The sequence below is a fragment of the Micromonospora sp. NPDC005087 genome, from assembly GCF_042872965.1.
Lineage (GTDB): Bacteria > Actinomycetota > Actinomycetes > Mycobacteriales > Micromonosporaceae > Micromonospora.
This window is the reverse complement of record NZ_JBIALB010000001.1, coordinates 93,356-116,932: the sequence shown is the minus strand read 5'-3', so window position 1 is coordinate 116,932 and position 23,577 is coordinate 93,356. Positions and strand designations below refer to the sequence as shown.

Annotated in this window: 22 protein-coding genes; 3 read left to right on the top strand and 19 right to left on the bottom strand. The window is 70.6% G+C overall.

Features of this window, described 5'->3' with window-relative positions; genetic code table 11:
• Window positions 1-4: 4 nt before the first annotated feature.
• From ACFYPS_RS00500 to ACFYPS_RS00455, 10 genes are read right to left on the bottom strand one after another with little or no spacing between them, the layout of a single operon-like run.
• Complete coding sequence (locus tag ACFYPS_RS00500; RefSeq protein ID WP_387322060.1) at window positions 5-787, bottom strand: hypothetical protein; 783 nt, start codon at window positions 785-787, stop codon at window positions 5-7.
• On the bottom strand, window positions 784-2,037 hold the full coding sequence (locus ACFYPS_RS00495; RefSeq protein WP_387322058.1) for an MCE family protein: 1,254 nt from the start codon (window positions 2,035-2,037) through the stop codon (window positions 784-786). The genes ACFYPS_RS00500 and ACFYPS_RS00495 overlap by 4 nt, the downstream gene beginning before the upstream one ends.
• Window positions 2,034-3,452, bottom strand: a complete 1,419-nt coding sequence (locus ACFYPS_RS00490; protein ID WP_354967449.1) for an MCE family protein — start codon at window positions 3,450-3,452, stop codon at window positions 2,034-2,036. The genes ACFYPS_RS00495 and ACFYPS_RS00490 overlap by 4 nt, the downstream gene beginning before the upstream one ends.
• The gene (locus ACFYPS_RS00485) at window positions 3,449-4,699 is read right to left on the bottom strand and encodes an MCE family protein (RefSeq protein WP_387322055.1); all 1,251 of its coding nucleotides are present in this window, start codon (window positions 4,697-4,699) and stop codon (window positions 3,449-3,451) included. The genes ACFYPS_RS00490 and ACFYPS_RS00485 overlap by 4 nt, the downstream gene beginning before the upstream one ends.
• A complete protein-coding gene (locus tag ACFYPS_RS00480; RefSeq protein ID WP_387322053.1) occupies window positions 4,699-5,679 on the bottom strand; it encodes an MCE family protein in 981 nt (326 codons plus the stop codon). Before ACFYPS_RS00480 ends, ACFYPS_RS00485 begins: the two co-directional genes overlap by 1 nt.
• Entirely contained in the window at window positions 5,676-6,707 is a 1,032-nt protein-coding gene (locus ACFYPS_RS00475; protein ID WP_354967446.1) for an MCE family protein, read from the bottom strand. The genes ACFYPS_RS00480 and ACFYPS_RS00475 overlap by 4 nt, the downstream gene beginning before the upstream one ends.
• Window positions 6,704-7,987, bottom strand: a complete 1,284-nt coding sequence (locus ACFYPS_RS00470; RefSeq protein WP_387322051.1) for an MCE family protein — start codon at window positions 7,985-7,987, stop codon at window positions 6,704-6,706. Before ACFYPS_RS00470 ends, ACFYPS_RS00475 begins: the two co-directional genes overlap by 4 nt.
• A gap of 2 nt (window positions 7,988-7,989) precedes the next feature.
• A complete protein-coding gene (locus tag ACFYPS_RS00465) occupies window positions 7,990-8,784 on the bottom strand; it encodes an MlaE family ABC transporter permease (protein ID WP_387322796.1) in 795 nt (264 codons plus the stop codon).
• 10 nt (window positions 8,785-8,794) lie between these two features.
• Entirely contained in the window at window positions 8,795-9,565 is a 771-nt protein-coding gene (locus ACFYPS_RS00460; RefSeq protein ID WP_354967443.1) for an ABC transporter permease, read from the bottom strand.
• A 5-nt stretch (window positions 9,566-9,570) separates the two neighbouring features.
• Complete coding sequence (locus tag ACFYPS_RS00455) at window positions 9,571-10,557, bottom strand: ABC transporter ATP-binding protein (protein ID WP_354967442.1); 987 nt, start codon at window positions 10,555-10,557, stop codon at window positions 9,571-9,573.
• Window positions 10,558-10,720: 163 nt separating this feature from the next.
• Here ACFYPS_RS00455 and shbA point away from each other — a divergent pair, with 163 nt between their 5' ends.
• From shbA to ACFYPS_RS00440, 3 genes are all read left to right on the top strand, one after another.
• On the top strand, window positions 10,721-11,293 hold the full coding sequence (shbA, locus tag ACFYPS_RS00450; RefSeq protein ID WP_387322048.1) for an RNA polymerase sigma factor ShbA: 573 nt from the start codon (window positions 10,721-10,723) through the stop codon (window positions 11,291-11,293).
• The gene (locus ACFYPS_RS00445; protein WP_387322046.1) at window positions 11,290-12,174 is read left to right on the top strand and encodes an anti-sigma-D factor RsdA; all 885 of its coding nucleotides are present in this window, start codon (window positions 11,290-11,292) and stop codon (window positions 12,172-12,174) included. Before shbA ends, ACFYPS_RS00445 begins: the two co-directional genes overlap by 4 nt.
• A 356-nt stretch (window positions 12,175-12,530) precedes the next feature.
• The gene (locus tag ACFYPS_RS00440) at window positions 12,531-13,697 is read left to right on the top strand and encodes a D-alanyl-D-alanine carboxypeptidase family protein (protein ID WP_387322794.1); all 1,167 of its coding nucleotides are present in this window, start codon (window positions 12,531-12,533) and stop codon (window positions 13,695-13,697) included.
• A gap of 35 nt (window positions 13,698-13,732) precedes the next feature.
• Here the strand turns inward: ACFYPS_RS00440 and ACFYPS_RS00435 are convergent, their stop codons facing one another.
• From ACFYPS_RS00435 to ACFYPS_RS00395, 9 genes are all read right to left on the bottom strand, one after another.
• Window positions 13,733-14,572, bottom strand: coding sequence for an amino acid ABC transporter ATP-binding protein (locus tag ACFYPS_RS00435; RefSeq protein WP_354967439.1), 840 nt, complete (start codon window positions 14,570-14,572; stop codon window positions 13,733-13,735).
• Between the two features lie 5 nt (window positions 14,573-14,577).
• The gene (locus tag ACFYPS_RS00430; protein WP_074311141.1) at window positions 14,578-15,372 is read right to left on the bottom strand and encodes an amino acid ABC transporter permease; all 795 of its coding nucleotides are present in this window, start codon (window positions 15,370-15,372) and stop codon (window positions 14,578-14,580) included.
• Window positions 15,373-15,448: 76 nt separating this feature from the next.
• On the bottom strand, window positions 15,449-16,267 hold the full coding sequence (locus tag ACFYPS_RS00425) for a basic amino acid ABC transporter substrate-binding protein (RefSeq protein ID WP_354967438.1): 819 nt from the start codon (window positions 16,265-16,267) through the stop codon (window positions 15,449-15,451).
• A 210-nt stretch (window positions 16,268-16,477) separates the two neighbouring features.
• Window positions 16,478-17,080, bottom strand: a complete 603-nt coding sequence (locus ACFYPS_RS00420; RefSeq protein ID WP_387322043.1) for a lactate utilization protein C — start codon at window positions 17,078-17,080, stop codon at window positions 16,478-16,480.
• Window positions 17,077-18,510 carry a lactate utilization protein B gene (locus ACFYPS_RS00415; protein ID WP_354967479.1) on the bottom strand — a complete coding sequence of 478 codons (1,434 nt, stop codon included), beginning with the start codon at window positions 18,508-18,510 and terminating at the stop codon, window positions 17,077-17,079. Before ACFYPS_RS00415 ends, ACFYPS_RS00420 begins: the two co-directional genes overlap by 4 nt.
• Window positions 18,511-18,527: 17 nt before the next feature.
• Window positions 18,528-19,304: a (Fe-S)-binding protein gene (locus ACFYPS_RS00410; RefSeq protein WP_387322041.1), complete on the bottom strand. Its 777-nt coding sequence runs from the start codon at window positions 19,302-19,304 to the stop codon at window positions 18,528-18,530.
• Between the two features lie 2 nt (window positions 19,305-19,306).
• On the bottom strand, window positions 19,307-19,756 hold the full coding sequence (locus ACFYPS_RS00405; RefSeq protein WP_354967435.1) for an FGGY-family carbohydrate kinase: 450 nt from the start codon (window positions 19,754-19,756) through the stop codon (window positions 19,307-19,309).
• 84 nt (window positions 19,757-19,840) lie between these two features.
• Window positions 19,841-22,912: an alpha-L-rhamnosidase C-terminal domain-containing protein gene (locus ACFYPS_RS00400; protein WP_387322039.1), complete on the bottom strand. Its 3,072-nt coding sequence runs from the start codon at window positions 22,910-22,912 to the stop codon at window positions 19,841-19,843.
• A gap of 124 nt (window positions 22,913-23,036) precedes the next feature.
• Window positions 23,037-23,225: a hypothetical protein gene (locus tag ACFYPS_RS00395; protein WP_354967433.1), complete on the bottom strand. Its 189-nt coding sequence runs from the start codon at window positions 23,223-23,225 to the stop codon at window positions 23,037-23,039.
• Window positions 23,226-23,577: the final 352 nt, after the last annotated feature.

Here is a 23,577-nt window from a genome sequence, read left to right as displayed (position 1 = left end):
TCTCTCATCCGACGAACTGCAGCCGCGACACGAGCCACCGCCCGGAGGCCTTGTCGTGGACGATGTCCAGCTGGATCCGGTAGTGCGACGGCCGTCCCTCGGGTGCCTTGATGTTCTTGACGGTGGCGTCGACGGCGACCAGTACGACCGCTCGACGGCGATCTCCAGAGACCAGCCCGGCCCGCAGCACCGTTCCGCGCGAGTCGACCTTGTTCTCCACGACCGCGGCGCGGACCTGCGACTGACCTCGGGTGAACTCGTCCTTGAAGTCGCCGGTGGCTCCGGCGGTGATCCGCTGGATGTCCCGGTCGACGCTGGCCGCGCTGACCGAGACAAAGTTGACGCTGGCCTGTTTGGCGGCGGCGAGGGCCTGCTGCCGGGCCTGGTCCGTCGCCCGGTCGACGTACCAGCGGTGCCCGGTCACGCCGCCGGCCACGACCGTGGCGGCGAGCACGGCCACGAGCAGGATGATCAGCGACCGTCGCCGGGGCGCCGACGGAGCCCGCTCGCCCGTGCGACGGTCGCCCGAGCTGTCCTCCGGCGAGCTGTCCGCGCTCGCGGGGTCGTCTCCTCTCGCCGGGTCCGCGGCATCCGCCGGGTCCTCGACCGGCTCCTGGTCGAGCCGCTTCAGCAGGTCCTCGATCGGCTCGACCGGTCGGGGGAACTGGCGGGGCACGATCCGGCGCTGCGACGCGCGGCCGGGCACCCCGGGCTTCGCCCCCTTGATGACTTTCAGCGTGTGGTCCCTCCGGGCCCGCATCTGCGCCTCCTTCTTCGCGTCGCTCACGGCGTCACCCCGGCCAGCAGCAACTGCTTCCACGACTGGTCCCCGGCCGTCCGGGACTGGCCCCCGGTGCCGCCGAACTGCAACGGCCGGCCGTCCGAGCCGAGCACCAGGCCGGTCGTCGGGTCGTACCCGGCGGTCGCGGCCCCGGCGGTCGGGGCGCCGCCGGACCGCCCCGGGTCGGGAGCTGGCTCCCGGCCGCCCGGTCGGGGGGCGTTGGCCGCGCCGCGCACGCTGGCGCCGGCCGCCCGCTCCCCCGCGTCGCAGGTGGTTCGCCCCCCGTAAACGCAGCACGGCGGATCGTCGACGTTGAGGACCAGGCCGAGGTGGGCGGTGCCGTCGCCCGGGGTGACGGTGAAACCGCCGGCGACGGCGATCGGGTACACCACCAGCAGTTGCTCGATGCCGGGCAGCCGCCGGGCGGCGATGCCGTTGACGGTCACCAGGTTGCCGAGCAGGGCGCCGACCGTCGGTTCCAGCCCCCGCAGCAACGCGACCAGTTCCCGACCGGCGGGAGGCCCGGCGGCGAGCAGCCGCCGCAGGTCGGGGTCGGCGGCGCGGACGGTGGCCGCCAACTGGGCAAGGCCCGCCGCCCACCGGCGCAGCGCCTGCGCCGACTCGGCCTGGGTGGTGAGCACGGTTCGCCCGTCGTTGATCAGCGCGAGGGTCTCTGGCAGGCGGGTGGTCGCATCGGTCAGCAGCGCGTCCCCGTCGTTCAGGATCCGGGCCAGGGCCAGCTCGTTGCCCTCGAACGCGGCGCCGAGTTCGGTGATCAGGACGGTGAGATCCTCCGGCCCGACGGAGCGCACCAGGGCGTCGAGGTTGCTCAGCAGGACCTCCGGCGCGAGCGGGACACCGGTCCGCTCGACCGGGATCACCGCGCCGTCGGTGAGGTACGGCCCGCTGTCGCGCTCCGGACGCAGGTCCACGTACTGCTCGCCGACGGCGGAGCGGTGCGCCACCACGGCCCGCAGGTCGTCCGGTACCCGGACGTCGCGCTGCAACCGTAGGTCGGCCCGGACCCCGTCACCGCGCAGGGCGACCGCGGCGACCCGGCCGACGGGCACGCCACGGTAGGTGACCGGGGCGTTGGGGAAGATGCCGCCCGCCCGGGCGAGGTCCAGGTGGACGACGTAGCTTCCGCCGAGCAGTCGGTCGCCCAGCCCGACGTAGCCGACGCCGACGTAGCTGACGCCGAGCACGCTCACCAGCAGGAACGCCAGCACCTGCACCTTCGCGGTACGTCCGATCATGGCTTCAACCCTTCGGACAGCAGGTCCGGCAGGGTACCGATCTGTCCGATCACCGCGCCGGTCAGCGGCAGGATGCACTGTGCCGCCAGGACCGTGCCGGCGGGCAGTTCGGTCCCGACGGGAAAGACCGTGCCCGGTGGCACGAGGCCCTTCGGCAGGATCAGCCCGCCGATGGGCACCTTCGAGCCGGGCTTGAGCAGGACGCAGCCCTCCGGCAGCAGACAGTCCTTCGGCGGCGTCCAGGTCGCGGGGAAGTTGAGCGGGTCGGGCAGGCACTTGAGGATCGGCAGGTCGGGCAGCGGGCGGGACCCGCCGCCGGGCCGCGGCACGGTCGGTGCGGCGCCACCGGCAGCCGGTGCCCCGCCGTGGGTGGCCCCCTTTGCCGGTGTGCGCGAACGGGCCGGCGCGGTGGGGGCGGCGGCGACCAGGTTCGCCAGGATCGACGCCGAGTCGAGGTCGGCGGTCATGGAGAGATTGACGAAGTCGCCGACGATCGCGCCGGTGACATTGGGTGGGAACGGGAACGACAGCATGAAGTCCAGCGACTTCGGCAGGTCGTTCCCGGCACGTGTCAGCTGCTCCAGGATCGGTTGCAGCGCCCGTACGTCGGCCAGCGTGTCGTCGCGGCTCCGGTTGACCACCCGGGTGCCGACGTCGCCCAACCGGTCCAGTGCGGTCAGCGCCCGGGTCAGTTGGGCGCGCTGCCCGGCCAGCACGGTCAGGCCCGGGGCGAGGGAGTCCACGGCATCGCCGAGCACCTGCTTCTGACGATCGAGCCGGCCGCTGAGCCGGTCCAGGGCGTCGAGGGCGCGGACCAGGTCGGCCTTCTGCTTGTCCAGCCCGCCAATGAACGTGTCCAGCTCGTCCAGCGCGTCCCGGACGGCGGGCTCCCGTCCGTCGAGTGCGGCGCCGAGCTCCTGGTTGATGGTTCTCAGCTGCGCCAGACCACCTCCGTTGAGCAGCAGCCCGAGGGCGGCGAGGACCTCCTCCACCTCGGCACCGCGAGCGGTCCGCGACAGCGGGATGAGGTCACCGTCGGCGAGTCGACCGGCGGCGGCGCCGGTGGGCGGCGGCGCGACCGTCACGTACTTCTCGCCCAGCAGACTGCTCTGCCGGACGGCGGCTGTCGCGTTGGACGGCAGATGGACGTCTGCGCCGATGCGCAGGGTGACCCGGGCGGTCCAGCCGGCCAGGGAGATCTTCTCCACGCTGCCGACCGTCACGTCGTCGACCTTCACGGCGGCCTGCGGCACCAGGTCGAGCACGTCGCTGAACTCGGCGGTGACGGCGTACCCGTCGCCCCTGGGGGCGCCGCCGGGCAGCGGCAGGTCGGCGAGGTCGGGCAGGCCGCACCCGGCCGGCAGGATCACCACCACGATCGCGCACGCCAGGGTCCGCAGGATGCGTGCGCTCATGACACACCCCGCAGGATGCCGCCGAGGGTGGGGTCGCTGGTGATGCCGGGGCCGCCCGGCGCCTGGTCGGGGATCGGCGCACCGGGGGAACTGAGGGGAGGTTTCCCCGGTGAGGACCCGCCGGTCGCCGGGGCGCCGGGCGGCAGCTTGAGGAGCTTGCGGAGTTGGTCGGTCATGGGCAGCCCGCGGGAGTGCAGGGTCTGCGCGAGTGCCCGGCACTTGGCGGGCACCTGCGCCCCGGGGAGCTGGTCCACTATCAGCGAGCAGGCGAAACCGGCGGGGTCGTAGGGACCCATCACGTTGTCGCGGGTGTCCAGGGTGCCGGAACGCGGGTTGTAGGCCAGGTTGAGGTTGTTCAGGGCCAGCGGGGCGACGTCGAGGATGTCGATGACGGCCTGTTGCTGGCGGACCAGGATGCCGGTGATGTCCGCCAGCGCGGCGACGTTGGACGTCAACGCGTCGCGGTTCTGCCGCACGAACGTGGTCACGTCGGCCAGCGCGGTGGAGAGGTTGCGCAGCGCGGCGGCCAGTTCGTCACGCTCCCCGGCCAGTTGTTGGGCGACGTCGGCCAACTGCTGGTTGAAGGTGCGCACCTCCCGGTCGCTGCGGACCAGCGCGGTGGTGAAGCGCTGCAGGTTGGCGACCGAACCGAAGAGGTCCTGCCGCCCGTCAGAGAGGGTGGCCAGTGCCCGGGACAGGCCGTCGAGGGTGTCGTGCAGGTTCTGGCCGTTGCCCTCAAGGTTGGCGCGGCCGGTGGCGACCAGGTCGGACAGAGCGCCGTCGCGGTTGGCGCCCTCCGGGCCGAGGGTGCGGTTGAAGTCGTCGAGCGCCTGGTAGATGTCGTCGATCTCCATCGGAGCGGCGGTCCGCTCCAGCGGGATCTCGGCCCTGTCGGCCAGGGCTGCGCCGCCAGCGTAGGCGGGAGTGAGCTGGACGTAGCGGTCGCTGACCACGCTGGGCGGCACGATGAGCGCCTGCGCGTCGGCGGGAACCGTGATCCCCGGGTCGTAGGACATGGTCACCTGGACGGTGCGGCCCTGCGGGGTCACCGCGACCACTTCCCCGACGCGGACGCCCAGCACCCGGACGTCCGATCCGGGGTACACGCCGACGGCGCGGGTGAAGTGGGCGACGACCCGCCGTGTGGGTGTGCCGTCGCGGAGAACGACCACGCCGCCGGCGACGGCTACCAGGAGGGCGGTGGTGACGGCGATCGGCCGTCGCCGCCGCTGGATGGGACCGGGCATCAGCGGCCTCCCGTGGGCTGGTACGGCTGGAGCAGACCGGAAACGTACGAGTCGAACCAGCGGCCGTTGCCCACCACGTTGGCGAACGCGGTCACGAACGGCCCCATCCGCTGGATGGTCTTCTCCAGGTCGTCCCGGTTGCGTTGCAGGATGGCGACGACCTCCCGCAGCTTGTGCAGCGCGGGGGCGAGCTGGGCGCGGTTGTCGCTGACCAGGCCGGACAGTTGGGTGGCCAGTTCGTCGGTGCCGACGAGCAGCTTGTGGATGGCGTCCCGACGCCGACTCACCTCGCTCAGCAGCGCCTCGCCGTCGGTGACCAGTTCGCGGAACTCCTCGTCCCGGGTGGCGAGCACGGCGGTCACCTGGCGGGCACGGTCGAGCAGCGCCCGCAGTTCGGCGTCGCGCCCGGCGACGGTCCGGGAGAGCCGGGAAAGGCCGACCAGGGAGGCGTTGACGCTCCCGGGGGTGTCGGCGAAGGTCTCGGACAGGGTGGTGAAGGCGGCGGCGAGCTGGTCGGTGTCGACCCGGTCGAGCGTGTCGGCCAGCCCGGTGACCGCCTGCACCACGTCGAACGGCGCCGCGGTGCGGGCGAGGGGGATCTGCCCGCCCTCGCGCAGCCGACCCGGTCCGGCGGGCGAGAGGGCCAGATACTTCTGGCCGAGCACCGTCTTGATCCTGATCGTGGCGCCGGTGTCGGTGCCGAGCCGCACGCTGTCGTCGTCCACCCGGAACCCGACCCGTACGTACGCCGCGCTGTCGCGGGCGAGTTCCACGGCGGTCACCTTGCCGACCCGCACCCCGGCGACCCGCACCTCGTTGCCGGTGACGAGGCCGCTGGCGTCGTGGAAGGCCGCCTGGTAGCCGCGTCCGGTGAGGTCGGCCAGCCGGTCGAGCTGGAAGGCGCCCAGCAGCACGGCGACGATCAGCGCCAGCCCGAGCGTGCCGACGATCACCGGGTTGCGTTCCCGAAACGGTGTCACTGGCTGCCTCCGGCGCATCGGGCGGCCGGGGCGCTGAAGGTGGGCAGGTCGAGCGGTGCCCGGCCCGACACCGCCACGTTGCCGTCGAAGTCGCAGAGGTAGAAGTTGAACCACGAGCCGGAGGACGCGACGCGGGTCAGGGACTCGTACCGCTCCGGCAGCCGCCCGAGGGTGCCGTCGATGACGGCCGCGTTGCGGTTGAGGGTGCCGGAGAGCTCGTCCAGGGCGCGCACGTCCGCGGCGAGCGGTGGTCGTACGTCGCGCAGCAGCGACGACGTCGCGGTGGTGAGCTCACCGATGCTGACCAGGGACTCGCCGATGGCCGTGCGGTCGGCGGACAGCCCGGAGACGAACTGCTGGAGCTGGCTGATGCTCTGGTCCAGGTTCTGGTCCCGGTCGGCCAGCGTGCCCAGGACGCCGTTGAGGTTGGTGATGACCCGCCCGATGACGGCGTCCCGGTCGGCGAGGGTGTTGGTCAGCGACGCGGTGCGTTGCAGCAGGCTGCTGACCGTGCCGCCCTCGCCCTGCAGCACCTGGATGATCTCGTAGGCGAGTTTGTTGACGTCCTCGGGACTGAGCGCCGTGAACAGGGGCCGGAACCCGTTGAACAGCACCGTGAGGTCCAGGGCCGGTGTCGTCTGGCCGAGGGGGATGAGGCCGTCAGGCCGCAGTGGACGCCCCTCCCCCGGCCCCTCGCTCAGCGCCACGTACCGCTGGCCCACCAGGTTGCGGTAGCGGATCTTGGCGCGGACGCTGGTGGCCACCGGAACGTCGGAGGTGACCGTGAAGGCCACCTCGGCGAGCGTGTCGTCGACCACCGTGATGCCGCGGACCCGACCGACCTGCACACCGGCGACGCGGACGTCGTCGCCGGGGAGCAGGCCGGTGACGTCGGTGAACCGGGCCCGGTAGGTGACCCCGCCCGGTGGGAAGGCACCGAGGGTCTGCGCGAGCAGCGCCGTCAGCAGCAGGGTCACCGCGGCGAAGACCACCAGCTTCAGCAGGGGTGCCATGGCCTTGTTACTCATCGCGCGTTCACCACCCCTCCTCTCAGCAACGGCCCCCAGAGCAGGACCGCGATGTCGGGGACCTCCGCGGGCAGGATGCCGGTGACGGCACCGACCAGCGGCTTGACCAGCGCGCGCTCCTCGCCGGTGGCGGCCCGGCCCATCGCCGGGGAACCGGCGGCGGGCACGGCCGCCGCCAGGCCGACCGGCAAGGGGTCATGCGGGCGGGCGCCGCCGTGGTCGTAACCGTCGGCGACCGGCACGCTGGGCGCCGGCCGCCCCGGTTGGGGCAGGCCACGGCACTGCGGCCCGTCGTGCGCGCCGTAGACGGGCTCGTCGCGGCCCTTCTCGTACCTGCCGCCGTCGCGGGTGACCTCCAGGGTGACGTGCATCCGCCCGCCGGCGAAGACCTCCTCGACCTGGGGTTGCAGGGCGACCAGCCCGCTCATCAGGCACGGGTACTCGGGGGCGTACGTGGCGAGCAGTTCCAGCACCGGGCGGCTCACCTGGCCGAGCTCGATGATCTGATCGCCGTGTCGGTCGAGGAAGCCGCGGGTGGCGTCGGCGGTGTCGGTGGTGTCGGCGAGGAACGCCGCCAGCTGTGCACGTTGGTCGGTGACGGTGCGGGCGGTGACGGTGACGTCCCGCAGCAGGGCGAGCAGGTCGGGCAGGGCGGCGTCGTAGCTGTCCAGCACGACGGCGAGCTTGCGGACGTCCTCGGCGATGGCCGGCATCGCCGAGTTCAGCTGCCGCAGGTACGCACCGAGCCGCTCGATGTTCGCGCCGAGCTGCTCGCCGCGTCCGTCGAGGGCGGTGGCGATCGCGCCCAGCGTCGCGGCGAGCTGTTCGGGCCGCACCGCCTGGAGCAGCGGCAGCGCCTCGTCGAGGACGCGTTCCAGCTCGACGGCGGTGCGGCTGCGGTCCTGGGTGATGACCGCGCCGTCACGGATCGGTACGCCGTTGCCGCCGGCCGGCGGCACGAGTTCGACGTACCGCTCGCCGAAGAGCGTCTTGGGCAGCAGCCGCGCACTGACATCGGCGGGGATCCGCGGCGTGGTGGCCGGGTCCAGGGCCAGCCGGATGCTCGCGCCCGCGCCCTCGCTGCCGACCGAGCGCACCTCGCCGACGACGACCCCGCGGACCTTGACGTCGGCGCCCGGGCTGAGCTGCAGGCCGGACCGGCCGGCCTGCAGGGTGACCCAGGTGACCGGCGTGAACGCCTTGCGGTACTGCAGCACGGAGGCGGTCAACGCCGCGGTCAGCACGGCGATGAAGACGATGCCGAGAATGCGATGTCTCATGGTCACCCCGCGATCCGGACGGTGGTGGTGGCGCCCCAGATGGCCAGCGACAGGAAGAAGTCGACGATGTTGACCGCGACGATGGCGAGCCGCACGGCCCGTCCGACCGCGACGCCGACGCCGGCGGGCCCACCACTGGCGGTGTAGCCGTAGTAGCAGTGCACCAGCACCACGATCACGCTGAACACCAGCACCTTGCCGAAGGACCACAGCACGTCCTCCGGCGGCAGGAACAGGTGAAAGTAGTAGTCGTACGTGCCGGCAGACTGTCCGAAGTAGAAGACCGCGATAGTGCGGGTGGCCAGGTAGCTGGCGAGCAGCCCCACCACGTACAGCGGGATGACCGCGACGAACCCGGCGATCATGCGGGTGGTGACCAGGAACGGCAGCGAGGGGATCCCCATCACCTCAAGGGCGTCCACCTCCTCGGAGATCCGCATCGCCCCGAGCTGGGCGGTGAACCCGCAGCCGACGGTGGCCGACAGGGCCAGAGCCGCGACCAGCGGAGAGATCTCCCGGGTGTTGAAGTACGCCGAGACGAAACCGGTGAACGCGCTGCTGCCGAGCTGGTTGAGCGCCTGGTAGCCCTGGAGGCCGACCTCGGTGCCGGTGAAGAAGGTCAGGAAGCAGATGACACCGACGGTGCCGCCGAGCACGGCGAGCGCGCCGGAGCCGAAGCTCACCTCCGCCAGGAGGCGGATCACCTCGCGCTTGTAGCGGCTTACGGTGCGCGGCGCCCAGGCGAACGCCCGCAGGTAGAAGGCGAGCTGTCCGCCCAGGTTGTCGAGGTGGCGCAGCGCCGGCACGTCAGCTTCCCTTCTGCGGTACGACCTGGAAGTACACGGCCGTGACGATGAAGTTCAGCGCGAACAGCAGCATGAAGGTGATCACCACGCTCTGGTTGACCGCGTCGCCGACCCCCTTCGGCCCGCCCTTGGCGGTCATCCCCTTGTACGACGCGACCAGCGCGGCGGCGGCGCCGAAGAGCAGCGCCTTGACCTCGCCGACCAGCAGGTCGGGCAGTTGTCCCAGGGCCTGAAAGCTGGCCAGGTACGCGCCGGGTGTGCCGCCCTGCAGGACCACGTTGAACAGGTAGCCACCGGTCACCCCGACCACACTGACCAGGCCGTTGAGCAGCACGGCGACCAGCATCGAGGCGAGTACGCGGGGCACCACGAGGCGGTGGATGGGGTCGATGCCCAGCACCTGCATGGCGTCGAGCTCCTCGCGGATCTTCCGGGCGCCGAGATCGGCGCAGATCGCCGAGCCACCCGCGCCGGCGATGATCAGCGCGGTGACGATCGGCCCCGCCTCGCGGACCACCGCGAGCACCGACGCCGCGCCGGTGAACGACTGCGCGCCGAGCTGGCGCACCAGCGAGCCGAGCTGCAACGCGATGACCGCGCCGAAGGGGATGGAGACGAGCGCGGCGGGCAGGATCGACACCGAGCTGATGAACCAGGCCTGCTGGACGAACTCGCGGACCTGCACCGGTCGCCGGCCGAGGCCGCGCAGGGTGTCCAGGCAGAACGCGAAGAACTCGCCGGTGTGGCGTACGGCGGTGACGGGTCCGCTCATCGGGGTCACCGCCGCCCGTTTCCGGCCGGCGTGACGGTGGGCGCCCCGGTGTCGGCCAGCCGAGCGAACGAGCCGGGGGGCGGCGTGACGCCGTGCTCCCGGCACCACTGCCCCGGGGGCCGCTCGGCGGCGCGGGGCAACCCGTCCGACGGCGGCAGTTGCAGCGGGATGGGCGGCAGCGGTGGCAGCTCCACGCCGGCGTCCGCCTCGGCCTGCAATTCCTCGGCGTCCTTCTCCTCGGCCATGCCGATCGGTCCGAAGCGCTGGGCGTTGAGGAACTGCCGCACCACCGGCTCCGTGCTGGACAGCAGCAACTCCCGCGACCCGAACATGGCCAGGTGCCCGTGGTAGATCAGGCCGATGTTGTCCGGCACCGTGCGCGCGGTGTTGATGTCGTGCGTGACGATCAGGAAGGTCGCCCCGGTCCGCTGGTTGAGGTCGATGATCAGCTGATTCAGGTACGCGGTGCGCACCGGGTCCAGCCCGGAATCGGGCTCGTCGAAGAGCACGATGCGGGGGTCGAGCACGAGCGCGCGGGCCAGGCCGGCTCGTTTGCGCATCCCACCGGAGATCTCCCCCGGCAGTTTCCGCTCGGCGCCGACCATGCCGACCATGTCGAGCTTCTCGGTGACGACCTCGCGAATCTGGGACTCGGACTTGCGGGTGTGCTCCCGCAGCGGGAAGGCGACGTTGTCGTAGATCGTCATCGAGCCGAACAGCGCGCCGTCCTGGAACAGCACCCCGAACAGCTTGCGCACCTCGTACAACTCCCGCTCGGAGAGCCGGGGCAGATCCTTGTCCTCGATCCAGATCGACCCGGCATCCGGGCGGAGCAGGCCCACCAGTGTCTTGAGGAACACCGACTTGCCGGTGCCGGACGGACCCAGCAGCACGGATATCTCGCCGGCCGGCAGGGTCAGGTTGACGTCCGACCAGACCGGCTGGCCACCGAAGGACTTGGTCAGACCCTGCACCGCCACCTCGACGCCCATCCACCCCCCTCTCGCCTCGCTACCTGTGACATCGCGGCGATCCGGCCGGGCGTAACAACTTCTTTGGGCTACCTCTTCGGCACACAAGGTGAACTAGGCAAAGTGGCGTACGTCTCGATAGCGTGCGGTTAACCGGCCGGTAACGAAGGTGCCTGCATCCCCCATGACCACAGCGATCGAGCCAGAGCTCGTCCACCTGGCCGCCAACGGCGACCGGGCGGCGGTCGCTGCCCTGCTCACCAGTGTGCGGCCGGGGCTGGTCCGGTACTGCCGGGCGCGGCTGGGCCGCGTCGGTGGGGCGTACACCACCGCCGACGACGTAGCCCAGGAGGTCTGCCTGGCGGTGTTGAAGGCGCTTCCCCGCTATCGCGACCAGGGCCGGCCGTTCTCCGCGTTCGTCTACGCAATTGCGGCGAACAAGGTGGCCGACGCCCAGCGCGCGGCGGTCCGCGGCGCGGCCGTCACCGACGCCGACCTGGAGCAGGTGGACACCACACCCGGGCCGGAGCAGCAGGCCGTCGCCACCGATCTGGCCCGACGTCTCTCGGTGCTGCTGCACCGCCTCCCCGACGTCCAGCGGGAGATAATCACCCTCCGCGTGGCGGTTGGTCTCACCGCCGAGGAGGTCGGCTCGATCCTCGGAATGTCGGCGCCGGCCGTACGGGTGGCCCAGTCCCGCGCCCTGGCCCGGCTCCGTACCCTTGCCGGCGACGGACTTGACGAGGTGGCGGCATGAGCGAGCCCCGACCGGACGGTGGCGAGGACCTGGACCTCGCCGCGATCGACCGCGACGACCTGCTCCTCGACGCGCTCGGCCGCGGCGAGCAGGAGGCCGACGCCGACGGCCTCACGGCGATGCTGGCCGCCTGGCGTGCCGACGTCACCCCGGACCAGCCGGACACCGTGGTCGACGGCGAACTCCACGTCGTCCCGCCACGTCCCGAAGGTTGGGCCCGCACGCTCCGGACCGGCGCCCCCACCGCCCCCGTTCCCGGCCCACCCCGGTGGGAAGCGTCCGGACGGCGAGCCCTCGGGTTGGCCGCCGCCGTGCTCGCCGTGCTCATGCTGGCGACGGGGCTGGGGGTGGCCAGCCACGACGCCGGGCCGACCAGTCCTCTGTGGTCGCTGACCAAGGTGCTCCATCCTGAGCGGGCCGAGGTGCTCGGCGTCGAACACAGCACCGCCCGTGCCCGCGCGGCCGTCGCGGCGGGACGGTACGACGAGGCCCGGGAGCTGATCGACCAGGCCCAGCGGGACCTGGGCCGAGTCACCGATCCAGCCGACGCCACTCGCCTGCGCGCCGACATCGATGCCGTCCTGCGAGACCTGGCCGCGCACCTGTGCCCCGGCTGGCCTCGCTGTGCGACGTCCCCGGTGGCTCCGGCGCCGTCGCCCGCGATGTCGACGGCCGCCGCCACCGAGCCCTCCGGCGCCGCGCCACCGGGCGGGACGGCACCAGCGCCACAGCGTCCCGCGCCGACGGACTCGCCGACATCCGGCGCCAACCCGACGCTGCCCCGACTTCCGCTGCCGTCGGTGCCGCTCCCGTCGGTGCTGCCGTCGCTACCCGGACTGCCACTGCCGCTGCCACTGCCGACCGGCGATCTGCTCGGTTGACCGAACCACGAGTCCGGTCAGCCCTGCTGCTCGTCCAGCTAGCCGCCGCGCTGGGCATCCAGGTCGAGCAGCGTCGCGACGACCTTGGCCACCCGCCGTTGCCCCCAGTTGTTGGCGCCGTCGACCAACGGCGGCACTCTCTCCCATTCCAAGCAGCGATGGCACTTTTGTGAACAACCGATACCGTCTCGCGAAAAGACACGTAGACGAGTCACCGAGGACGCTAACGGCGAAGACAGCCTGCCCGAACGCGAGGACCCGACGTGCTTTCGCCAATCTGACCGGCGCCAGCCCTGCTGACGATTACGTTCGTTGACGTGACCGACTTTCGGTTTGCCGCCGTGACGCTCAGCGCCATGCTGGTCATGCCCGCTGTGGCGATACCACTACCAGTGCGGGCCTCAGCCGCGCCGTACGTGCCGTGCCCGGCCGTGAAGCCGCCGACTCCACCGCCCGCCATGCCGTCCCCGCCACCGGTCGACCCCGCTGACCGGGCGATCGGCGGGGCGGCGCTGGCGACGACAGGTCTGGCCATTCCGGCGCGCGCGCCGACGGCGCCGGCAGTGACCGCCACCTCCTGGCTCGTGGCGGACCTCAACAGTGGCGAGGTCTTGGGCGGGTGCGGCCCCCACGAGCGCCGAACGCCGGCGAGCGTCCAGAAGCTGCTGCTGGCGGCGTCCCTGATGCCCCGCCTGGACCCGACCCAGATGGTTGAGGTGACCAGGGCCGATCTGCGCGATCTCGACCCGGCCAGTTCGCTGATGGGCGCGGTCGCGGGTGGCCGTTACTCCGTCGAGAGCCTGTGGCTGGGGCTGCTGCTCAAGTCCGGAAACGACGCGGCCAACGTGCTGGCTCGGGTCGGCGGCGGCAGTGCGGGCAGGCCGGGCGGAGTCGAGGCGATGAACGACGAGGCACGCCGGATGCGCGCCAACCAGACCCACGCCGCGACGCCCTCGGGCCTGGACGGCCCCGGTCAGTACACCAGCGCGTACGACCTCGCGCTGATCGCACGGGCCACCTTCGCCAGGGAGGACTTCCGGCGGTACATCGCCACCACGGTGGCCCAGATACCGGCGCAGCCGGGAAACCCGGCATTCGCCATCACTCACGACAACACGCTGCTGGGCCACTATCCTGGGACGCTCGGGGGGAAGACGGGCTTCACCGACCTGGCCCGCCAGACGTACGTCGGTGTGGCCGAACGCGACGGTCGACGGCTCGCAGTGACCCTGCTCGGCGCGGAGACCGCGCCGCTGGGGAGCTTGGGAGAGGCCGCGGCGCTGCTCAACTGGGGCTTCGCCCTGCCTCGTGACGCCTCCGTCGGCCGCCTGGTCACGCCCGAGGAGAAGAAGCACGACAGCCCCGTCGTTCCCGTCAAGGGCGAGCGCCCCGCCTCGACCGGCGGATCCTCAATCCCGCTGCACACCGGGCTCGGTGTCGGCGCTGCCGTCGTGCTGGCCGTCCTGTTCCTGGCGGCCCCGTGGCGGCGCAGGGGTGTGCGGCAGGAAGCCGGCCGACGGTAGGGAGCGGGCACCGCCGACCGTCGACCAAACGGCGGTCACACGTTGTGACGGTCGTCAGCCGGCAGGTGTGGCGGCTCCGGGGGCTCCGGGGCCTGGTCGGGCTGACCAAGCTGCGCGACGTGGGTCGGATCGAGGACCCGGGAGAGGAACGAGCGGGTGCGTTCGTGCTGCGGCGCGCCGAGCACCTCCCGCGGCGGCCCCTGCTCGACCACCACGCCGCCGTCCATGAACACGACCCGGTCGGCGACGTCCCGGGCGAACGCCATCTCGTGGGTGACCACCAACATCGTCATGCCGTCCTCGGCCAGCTTGCGCATGACGGTGAGCACGTCGCCGACCAGTTCCGGGTCGAGGGCGGAGGTCGGCTCGTCGAAGAGCATCAGCTTGGGCTCCATCGACAGCGACCGGGCGATCGCCGCGCGCTGCTGCTGCCCGCCGGAGAGCTGGGCGGGGAACGCGGCGGCCTTGTCGGTCAGGCCGACCCGCTCGAGGTTGTCCCGCGCGATCCGCTCGGCCTCGCCACGGCCGCGGCGCAGGACCCGGCGTTGGGCGATGGTGAGGTTGTCCAGCACGGTCAGGTGCGGGAAGAGGTTGAACGACTGGAAGACCATGCCGATGCCGCGGCGTACGGTGTCGATCTCGACATCCGGGTCGGTCATCTCGACACCGTTCACCCAGATCTTGCCGGCGGTCGGCTCCTCCAGCAGGTTGACGCAGCGCAGCAGCGTCGACTTGCCGGACCCGGACGGCCCGATGACGCAGACCACCTCGCCGTGGCCGACCTCGAAGTCGATGCCCTTGAGCACTTCGAGCGGCCCGAACGACTTGTGCAGGTCGCGGATCTCGACGGCGGGCCGGGGTTGAGTGGTCGTCATGCGGGTCACCGGGCCTTGGCGTAGCGGAGTTCGAGGCGTCGTACCACCTGGGACAGGGGCAGGGTGATGGCCAGGTAGGCGAGGCCGGCCACCAGCAGCGGGGTGGCGTTGACCCGGTCGTTCAGCATGTCCCGGCCGAACTTGGTGACCTCGATGGTCTGCGCCGTCACGCCGAGCACGTAGGCGAGCGACGAGTCCTTGGTCAGCAGGATGAGCTCGTTCGTCAGCGGCGGGATGACGATCCGGAACGCCTGCGGAATGACGATGGTGCGCATCGCGGTGAAGTGCGACATGCCGAGGGTGCGCGCCGCCTCCATCTGTCCCTTCGGCACCGCCTGGATGCCCGCCCGGATGGTCTCGGCCATGTACGCCGCGGCGGTCAACCCGAGACCGATCGCGATCGAACCGAACACGCCACCGGGAATCTCCCGCTCGGGGAAGGCGATGGGGATGCCGTACCCGACGAGGAAGAGCACCAGCAGGGCGGGCAGACCCCGGAACAGCTCGATGTACGCCGTCGCCACCCACCGGTACGGAGCCACCCGGGACAGCCGCATCAACGCGAGGATCGTGCCGAACACGAGGCCGAAGGCGAAGGCGCCCAGCGTGTAGAGGATCGTGTTGCGCAGCGCGACGGTGATGATCGTCGGGAACATCGACTCGATGATGTCGACGCGGAAGAACGCCGCTCTGAGCCTGCCCCAGTCCGCGGCGTAGATCGCCACGGCGATGACGGCGATGAAGGCCAGGTACTGGAGCCAGAGGGACAGCCGCTCTCGCTGGCGGCGTCGCAGCTTCACGTTCGCTCCTTGCGTTCCCGGGGGGTGCCTACACGGAGGGCGCGCGAGTCGCGCGCCCTCCTGCCATCAGCTTCGATCACGCGCTCGGCCGCTTGCCGATCCACTTCTCGTAGATCGTGTCGTACGTGCCGTCCTGCTTGGCCTTGCTCAGCGCCTCGTTGATCTTCTTGAGCAGTTCCGGGTTCTCGTCCTTCTTCACCGAGAACCCGTACTGCTCGCCGGTGTCGAACTCGGCCGCGACCGCGAAGCCGCCCGGGTTCTCCTTGAGGTACTCGGTCCAGACCGGCAGGTCGTTGATGGCGGCCTCGACCTGACCGTTGGAGACGGCCTGCTGCAGGGCGGCGAGGTCCTCGAACTCGACGAGTTGGAGGCCCTTCTCCTTCTCGAACTTGCGGGCGTAGTCACGGCCGGTGGTCGCCGCCTGGACGCCGAGCTTCTTACCCCTGAGGTCGTCGAGCGACTTGTAGGGCTTGCCGGTCTTGACCAGCATCGCCTGCGTGGCGTCGAAGTAGGGATCGGAGAAGTTCATGACCTTCTGCCGTTCCTCGGTGATCGTCATGCCGGCGGCGGCAGCGTCGCACTTGCCCGTGTTGAGGTCCTGGCCGGACTTGATCCCCTCGAACGGGGTGTCGACGATCGTCTGCTCGACGCCCAGTTCCTTGGCGACCAGGTCCATCAGGTCGACGTCGAACCCGACGACCTTGCTGCTGGCGTCCTTCGACTGGAACGGCGGGTACGGCAGGTGGGTGCAGACGGTCAGCTTGCCGGCCTGGACGAGCTTGACCCCGTTCGCCTGGACCTGGCCCTCGTCCTTCTTGGCGCATCCAGCGCTCAGCGACAGGGCGGCAATCGCCGCGACGAGGCCGGCCTTGCGGGCTGCGCTGTGAAACCTCACGGCTGTGTCCCTCCGGTTCGGCTCCCCGTGCGGGCGGGCAGCCAGGGTTGGTGCGAAGACGGTGTGACAGGCGACGCTACCTGATCGGCCAAGCCGTACCTAGATCACGTCGAGCCGTTGTGAGCAGTGCGGCACCCGTCACGGTCAGTACACCCGACAGTCGGTCCGTAACGGGACGGCGGTGCCGGATCCGCCACCCACGGTGACTGGTCAGCCGGGAACGATGACCACGTGCAGGCGCCGGGGGCCGTGGACGCCCTCGACCCGGTTGAGTTCGATGTCGCTGGTGGCGGACGGGCCGCTGACCCAGGTGAGCGGGCGGTCCGGGTCCAGACGCGCGAGGGCGTCCGGCACCCCGCCGACGACCTGATCGGTACGGAGCACGCAGATGTGCACGTCGGGCAGGAGCGTGATGACCCGCCTCCCCTGGGCCGGACCTGCGTCGAGGATGACGGTCCCGGTCTCGGCGACGGCCACCGCCGCCGCGGTGACCACCCCGTCGGCCGCGTCGACCTGGTCCCTCGGAAGATCGTCGTCGGTCAGCACCTCGACGGTGTCGGGCAGCCAGTGCCGGGGCAGCCCCGGCGGAACCACGACACGTCGGCCGCCGAGGACCGCGTCGACGACCTGAGCCACCTCGTCGTCGGAACACCGGTGCACGGTGGCCCGGTAGTCGGTGAGCCGGTGCACCAGGACGTCGAGGTCGACCGCGCCGCCGGCCGGCCGGTAGTCCCGCGCCACCTCGGCAGGGGTGGTCGGGGAAGGGCCGAGAGTGGCGCGGAGGCGGCCGAGGATCAACTCGCGGGAGGTCATCGTTGGGCCCACCATTCCCGGAAGGTCTGCGGCGGCGGCTGCGGTAGGTCCCGGCCGATGGTCCAGCCGGACAGCGGCGGGGGAAGGCCGCCACCTCGCCGGCCGGCGAAGCGGCTGACCCGCGCGGCGCGCTGGGCAGCCTCGTACAACGGCAGGTGGTCCATGGTGTACGCGGCCGCGGCCATGGTGACCGCCTCGGCGCTCGGCAGGCGGTGCTCGCTCCGGTAGGCCGCCGTGTGCTGGGCACGAAGGTGCACCAGGATCGACGGGATGTCGATCATCACGGGGCAGGCGTCGAAGCACGCGCCGCAGAGCGAGGAGGCGAAGGGCAGGGAGGCGTTGTCCTCCACGCCGGTCAGCTGCGGTGAGAGCACGGCGCCGATCGGCCCGGGATAGACCGAACCGTACGCGTGCCCGCCGGTGCGCTCGTAGACGGGACAGACGTTCAGGCAGGCGGAGCAGCGGATGCAGTGCAGCGCCTGACGGCCGACCTCGTCGGCGAGGACCGCGCTGCGGCCGTTGTCCAGCAGCACGAGGTGGAACGCCTGCGGCCCGTCGCCGGGCGTGACACCGGTCCACATGGAGGTGTACGGGTTCATCCGCTCCCCGGTGGAGGCCCGGGGCAGCAGTTGCAGGAACACTTCAAGGTCCGCCCAGGTGGGGATGACCTTCTCGATGCCCATCACCGTGATCAGGGTGTCCGGCAGGGTGAGGCACATCCGGCCGTTGCCCTCCGATTCGACCACCGCGAGGGTGCCGGTCTCGGCTACCGCGAAGTTCGCACCGGAGACGGCGACCCGGGTGCTGAGGAACGTGCGGCGCAGGTGACGCCGGGCGGCCGCCGCCAGGATCGCCGGCTCGTCGGTCAGCGCCGGGTCGACGCCGGGCATCTCGCGCAGGAAGATCTCCCGGATCTCCGCCCGGTTGCGGTGGATCGCCGGTACCAGAATGTGGCTGGGCTTGTCCCGCCCGAGCTGGACGATCAGCTCGGCGAGGTCGGTCTCCACCGGTTCGATGCCGGCGGCCTCCAGCGCCTCGTTGAGGCCGATCTCCTGGGTGGCCATCGACTTGACCTTCATGACCCGGTCGCTGCCGGTGGCCCGGACCAGGTCGGTGACGATCCGGTTGGCCTCGACGGCGTCGGCGGCCCAGTGCACGGTGCCACCGGCGGCGGTGACCGCCGCCTCCAGTTGTTCGAGCAGCTCGGGCAGGCGGGCCATCACGTCGGTCTTGATGGCCCGGCCGGCCTCGCGCAGCTCCTGCCAGTCGGGGACCTCGTCGATCACCGCCGCCGACTTCGCGCGGATCGTGGCGGTGGCGTGGCCGAGGTTGCGGCGCAGTTGGGCGTCGGCGAGGCTGCGCCGGGCCGCGACGGGGAAGGGCTCGTCTCCGCGCAGATGCCCGACGCCGCGCGGCGCGGTGGCCGGCATGCCGAGGAAGATCTCGCTCACGCCGTCACCCCGTCCCGCTGCGCCTGCTCGGCCGCGTTGCCGGCGGGCTCGGTGCTGGCCAGGATCTCCGCGAGGTGCACGGTCCGTACGCCGGCCCGGAGCCGGGACAGTCCACCGCCGATGTGCATCAGGCAGGAGGCGTCCCCGGCGGTGCAGACGTCGGCCCGGGTGGACAGCACGTGGCGCATCTTGTCGGCCAGCATCGCCGTCGACGTGTCCGCGTTCTTCACGGCGAACGTGCCGCCGAAGCCGCAGCACTGCTCGGCCTGCGGCAGCTCCACCAGGTCCAGGCCGCGCACCTGGCGCAGCAGCCGCAGCGGCCTGTCCCCCACCCGGATCATCCGCAGTGAGTGGCAGGTCGGGTGGTACGTCACGCGGTGCGGATAGAAGGCGCCCACGTCGGTCACCCCGAGCACGTCGACGAGCAGCTCCGACAGCTCGTACGTGCGTCGGGCGACCTCCTCGGCGCGGCTGGCCAGGCGCTCGTCGCCGGCCCCCCGGGCCACCATGGCGTGCTGGTGCCGCACGGAACCTACGCACGAGCCGGACGGGGCCACCACCACGTCGTACGGCGCGAAGGTCCGTACGTGCCGGCGAACCAGGCGCACCGCGTCATCCGGATAGCCGGTGTTGATGTGCATCTGCCCGCAGCAGGTCTGATCCTGCGGAAAGACGACCTCGTGACCGAGCCGTTCCAGCAGCCGCACCGTCGCCTTGGCCGCCTCGGGGAACAGGGTGTCGGCCAGACAGGTGACGAACAGGGCTATTCGCATACTCAGTCCTCCCATCCGAGGCGCCGGGCAGCGGCCCGCCAGGCCGCCTGGGTGGCGCGTGGCTCGTACCGGACGATCTGTTGGGTGTCGCGAAGCACGGCCCGCAACGCCGCCAGGTCGCCGCCGACCACGCCGAGGGCGCGGGCCTGCACCAGAACGTTACCCAGCGCGGTGGCCTCGACGGGCCCCGCGAGCACGGGCAGTCCGCAGGCATCGGCGGTGAGCTGGCACAGCAGGTCGTTGCGCGCGCCGCCGCCGACGACGTGCACGGCGTCGACGTGCCGACCGGCGAGCAGTTGCGCCTGGTTGACGGCGCGCCGGTGCGCCAGCGCGAGGCTGTCGAGGATGCACCGCACGGTGGCCTCCGGGGTGGCCGGCACCGGCTCTGCGGTGCGGCGGCAGGCGTCGGCGATGTGCGCGGGCATGTCGCGTCGGCCGCGGCAATCAAGCATGTGATGACCTCGGTGGCTGAGGAGATGCAAGAGGTGGGTCCCTCCCCGAGGACGGGCCCACCTCTTACATGGACGAGGATGTTCCTACTCCTTGGCCACCTTGCCCGTCGTGTCGGTCTGGACCGTCAGCGGCGGACGGGTCCCGAAGGAACCGGTGACTTCGACGTAGATCCGGCGGTTCTTGTCCCGGTCGGTGAGCACGTAGCTGTCCGACGTACCCGACTGGATCGGAGTCGGCGCGCCGATCCGGTACCAGTCGTAGGTGAGCTGGGTGCTGTTCGGCGACCAGTCACCTGTCACGGTCAAGGTGCCTCCGACCTTGAGGTCACCCTCGATCACGGGCGTGTCGGCCTTGATCGTGACCGCCGACGTGAACGAGTAGTCTCCGCCGTGCGCGACCTCGTAGACGTCATATCCGCCCTCACGGCCCTTGAAGGTCGCGCCTTCGGAACCCACGCTGACGCTGTTCTCGGCCGCCAACGGCACCCAGATCTCTCCGCTCGTCCCGTCGGGAACGGTGACGTCGAGCTCGACTACTTCGTCGTCGTCCTGAGACCACTTGACCTTGATGTCGCCACTCGGCGTGGGCACCTGGCCTTCGCTCCACTCGAGGTCCGAGAGATGCGGCTTGACCGTCCAAGTCGCGAACCCGGGCTCGACCGGCTTCACGCCGAGAAGGTACGCCGACATGTTCCAGGTCGGGCCGCTCGCCCAGCTGTGCGCGAGGCTCTTGTTCGCATCGGTCAGGTCGCCGTTCTGCTGGTGGTTCTCCCAGAAGGCGCCGGTGTAGAACGGGTCGCTCGGATTCGCCATCCGCGCCCAGAGCGTCTTGGTCAGCGCCAGGGCGTCCTCAGTGTTCCCGGCCTCGTAGCGCGCGGCGAGCTCGAACCCGGAGATGTGGGTGCTGATTAAGGTCGAGTTGTTCGCATCCGGTGAGAACGGTTGCGGACCCTGCTCACCCCACAGGTTGTTCTTGAGGTAGTCGAGGATGCCCGAGACCTTCTCCTCGGGCGCGACGCCCCAGAGCACGGCCATAGAGTTCGCGTCCTGCGGCACTGCGTTCCCCGACCTGTTACCCGTATTGACGTTGGACATCCTGTAAACGCCGCGTTCGGCATCGAAGAGGGTCGCATTGATCGAGGCCTTCACCTGATTCGCACGCGCTTCCCAGGCGGCCTTGTCAGCTGCCCAAGTGGCTGCTTCGGCGTTCGTCGGAACGTCCTCGATCATGTGACCGGCAAGCCATGCCGCCTCCGAGAGCGCGCGGTAGTACAGCACGTTCGTCGCGGTCACCGTTCCCGCACGACCGCCGTCGTAGAAGTCCCAATCGCGACCGTCGCTGCCCGAGGTTGTGACGATGAGACCATCCGCGTTCGTCAGGCTCAGGTTGTAATCCATCTGCGCCCTGAGCCTGCCGTACTGGGAGATCGCGAAGTCGAGATCTCCCGTGTAGCGGTAGTTGTCGACGAGTCCGACCGGGAAGTAGATCGAGTAGGCCGTCGAGTAGAACTGTGCGACCGCCGGGACCGAGGTCCAGTTGGCCGACTCACCCGGCACCGATCCGTTCGCCGCCTGGCGCGATCCGAGGACCCCGATCGAGTTGCTGATGTACTCCGATCCCTGAGGACCGTACCCGAATGCCGTGTAGGTCGACCGCCCTGCGTTGAAAAGGTCGCCGGCCCAGATGCGCCGGTCCCGCTTCGCGCCATCAAGGATCACGGGGAGGGTGCTGTTGTTCTGCGCGCCCGCCGGCACCATGTTGGTGTCGACCGTGTACGCGCCCGTGTACCAGATGTCGTTCAGGACCTCGTCGCTGGAGAGGAACCATCCCTTGTAGTCGTCCGGTCCGTAATTCGGGAACTTCGAGACCACGCCGACGTCAGAGATCGACACCGTGCCGGGCGTCGTCAGCGTCACGGCGTGGAAGCGGATGCCGCCCTGAAGCGCGTTCGCCGGTGTCGTGTAGGTCCCTGCACCCGACACCTGCGTGACGCGGTTGCGCGGCGACCCCACTCCGGCGCCGAGATAGCCGGCGTTGTCGCCGACGACGTTCCCGGGCGAACTGGTCACCGCGCTGTCCGTGGCGTGGTCTTTGGTGAGCGGGCTGACCGTGACGCCGGTCCGCGGGTTCCGGAGCGTGGTGCCGGCGTCGAACGCCGCAGTGACGGCAGGGGTGAACGAGAGGCCCGAGCCGTGGAAGATGACCGGTGACGTGGCGACGTGGTTCGCGGTCAGCGCGGTCACCCCGAGCCCGGTGCCTGCGGCACCGGCGGTCCCCACACTGGTGACCGTCACGTTCTCTCCGCCCACATCCAGGACGTCGCCGACCTGACGGCCGACAACCGATGCAACCTTGATGTTGGTCGCGCCAGCCGAGGCATCCGCGACCAGCGTGGTCTGGCTCGAAGTCCGGCCCACTGCCGTGATGGTGACCGACTGCTGGGCAGCGCCGGTGCCGATGAGCAGCTCGGCCCCCACCGGGAGGTTGGCCGTTGTGGTCACCTCGACGTTGGTCGCACCTGCAGCGATCGGCGCGAATGCCGTCGTCGTGACGGCGGCCTGTCCGACGGCGAGAACCGTCGCAGACTCTTGGTTCTCGCCAGTGCCGATCAGGAGCGACTGGCCGACGGTCATCTGGGTGGTGTTGGTCACGTAGACCGTCTCCGCTCCTGCGGAGGCGGCCTTCACCAACTGTGATTCGTTCTTGCGAATCACGTATTTGAGGCTCTCGCTGTACGCGGTGCGAACGCCGACGTCGCCCGACGTCGATTCGACCGTGAAGTACGGCAACCCGCCGACGACCGGCCCGTAGTCGAGGATGACGTACGGGGCGACGCCGGTGCCATCCCAGGTCAGGGTCGCGGAGCCGCTTCCTCCGGCGGTGAGCGCCTCAGCGTTGGCCACATCTCCGAACGCGCCGGCGACGACTTCGGGTCGGAGATCGGTCTCCCCGGTACCGAGGACCTCGCCTTGCCATTCTGGCTCCTCGGCTGCGTGTGCCGGCAGAGCGTCGGCTGCGTGTGCCGGCAGAGCGGCGAGCGTCGTGAACGCCATGGCCGCGGCAACGGTTCCCGCGGTGCACAGACGCCCGAAGCGAATACCTGTCGAGGGTGGCCGCTCGACCGTTGGTCGAGTCGACTTGCTGTTCGATCGCATGTTTTCTCTCCCTTGAGACGGCTGGAAGTTCGCCGCACGGAGCTGCAGGGTCGATCTCCCACCGGCTCGGATTGTGGTTGAACTGAGTTGAATGGATTCATTCTTGGGTCCTGTTAGGAGCCGGTCAGTGGGTGGGCGTTGCTCGGCTGCCCCCACCGTTGGTGTAGCGGTGCAGGGTCGGGTTGAAGAACCGTGCGTTCAACGCATCCCTGCTGGCATCAGCGAACTCTCGCAACTCGGCCGCATCCTCATGCTTGCCCAACGCCTCCGCGAGCCCGGCCAGCTTGTCGGCCATGGTGTAGTAGCCGGCCATTCCGTGAGAAGTCCGCTGGTACGCAAGTCGACGGCGGCCCAGTCGGCGAGCCCGCCGTTCACCCGATGGGCGGCCGTGACAACCGCGATCGCTGTGGGCAGGTGGTACGGATGGCTACCCCGTGGCGCGGCGCCTCCTCCGGTGACCTCTTGCATCGGCCTGAATCGTTTCATGCATGTTACGTGCCGGGATCATGCCGGTGAAGACGTGGCGAGTGGCCGGATCCGGTCACACGCGCCGAGTCGCCAGGCGTGAAGGGCTCGAATACTCGGTTAAGCATTGAGCCTTTTCCAACTTCATGATCCAGTGCCCCGTTCGAGGACGAGCCTGTGTTCAACCTCGACGTGTGGGG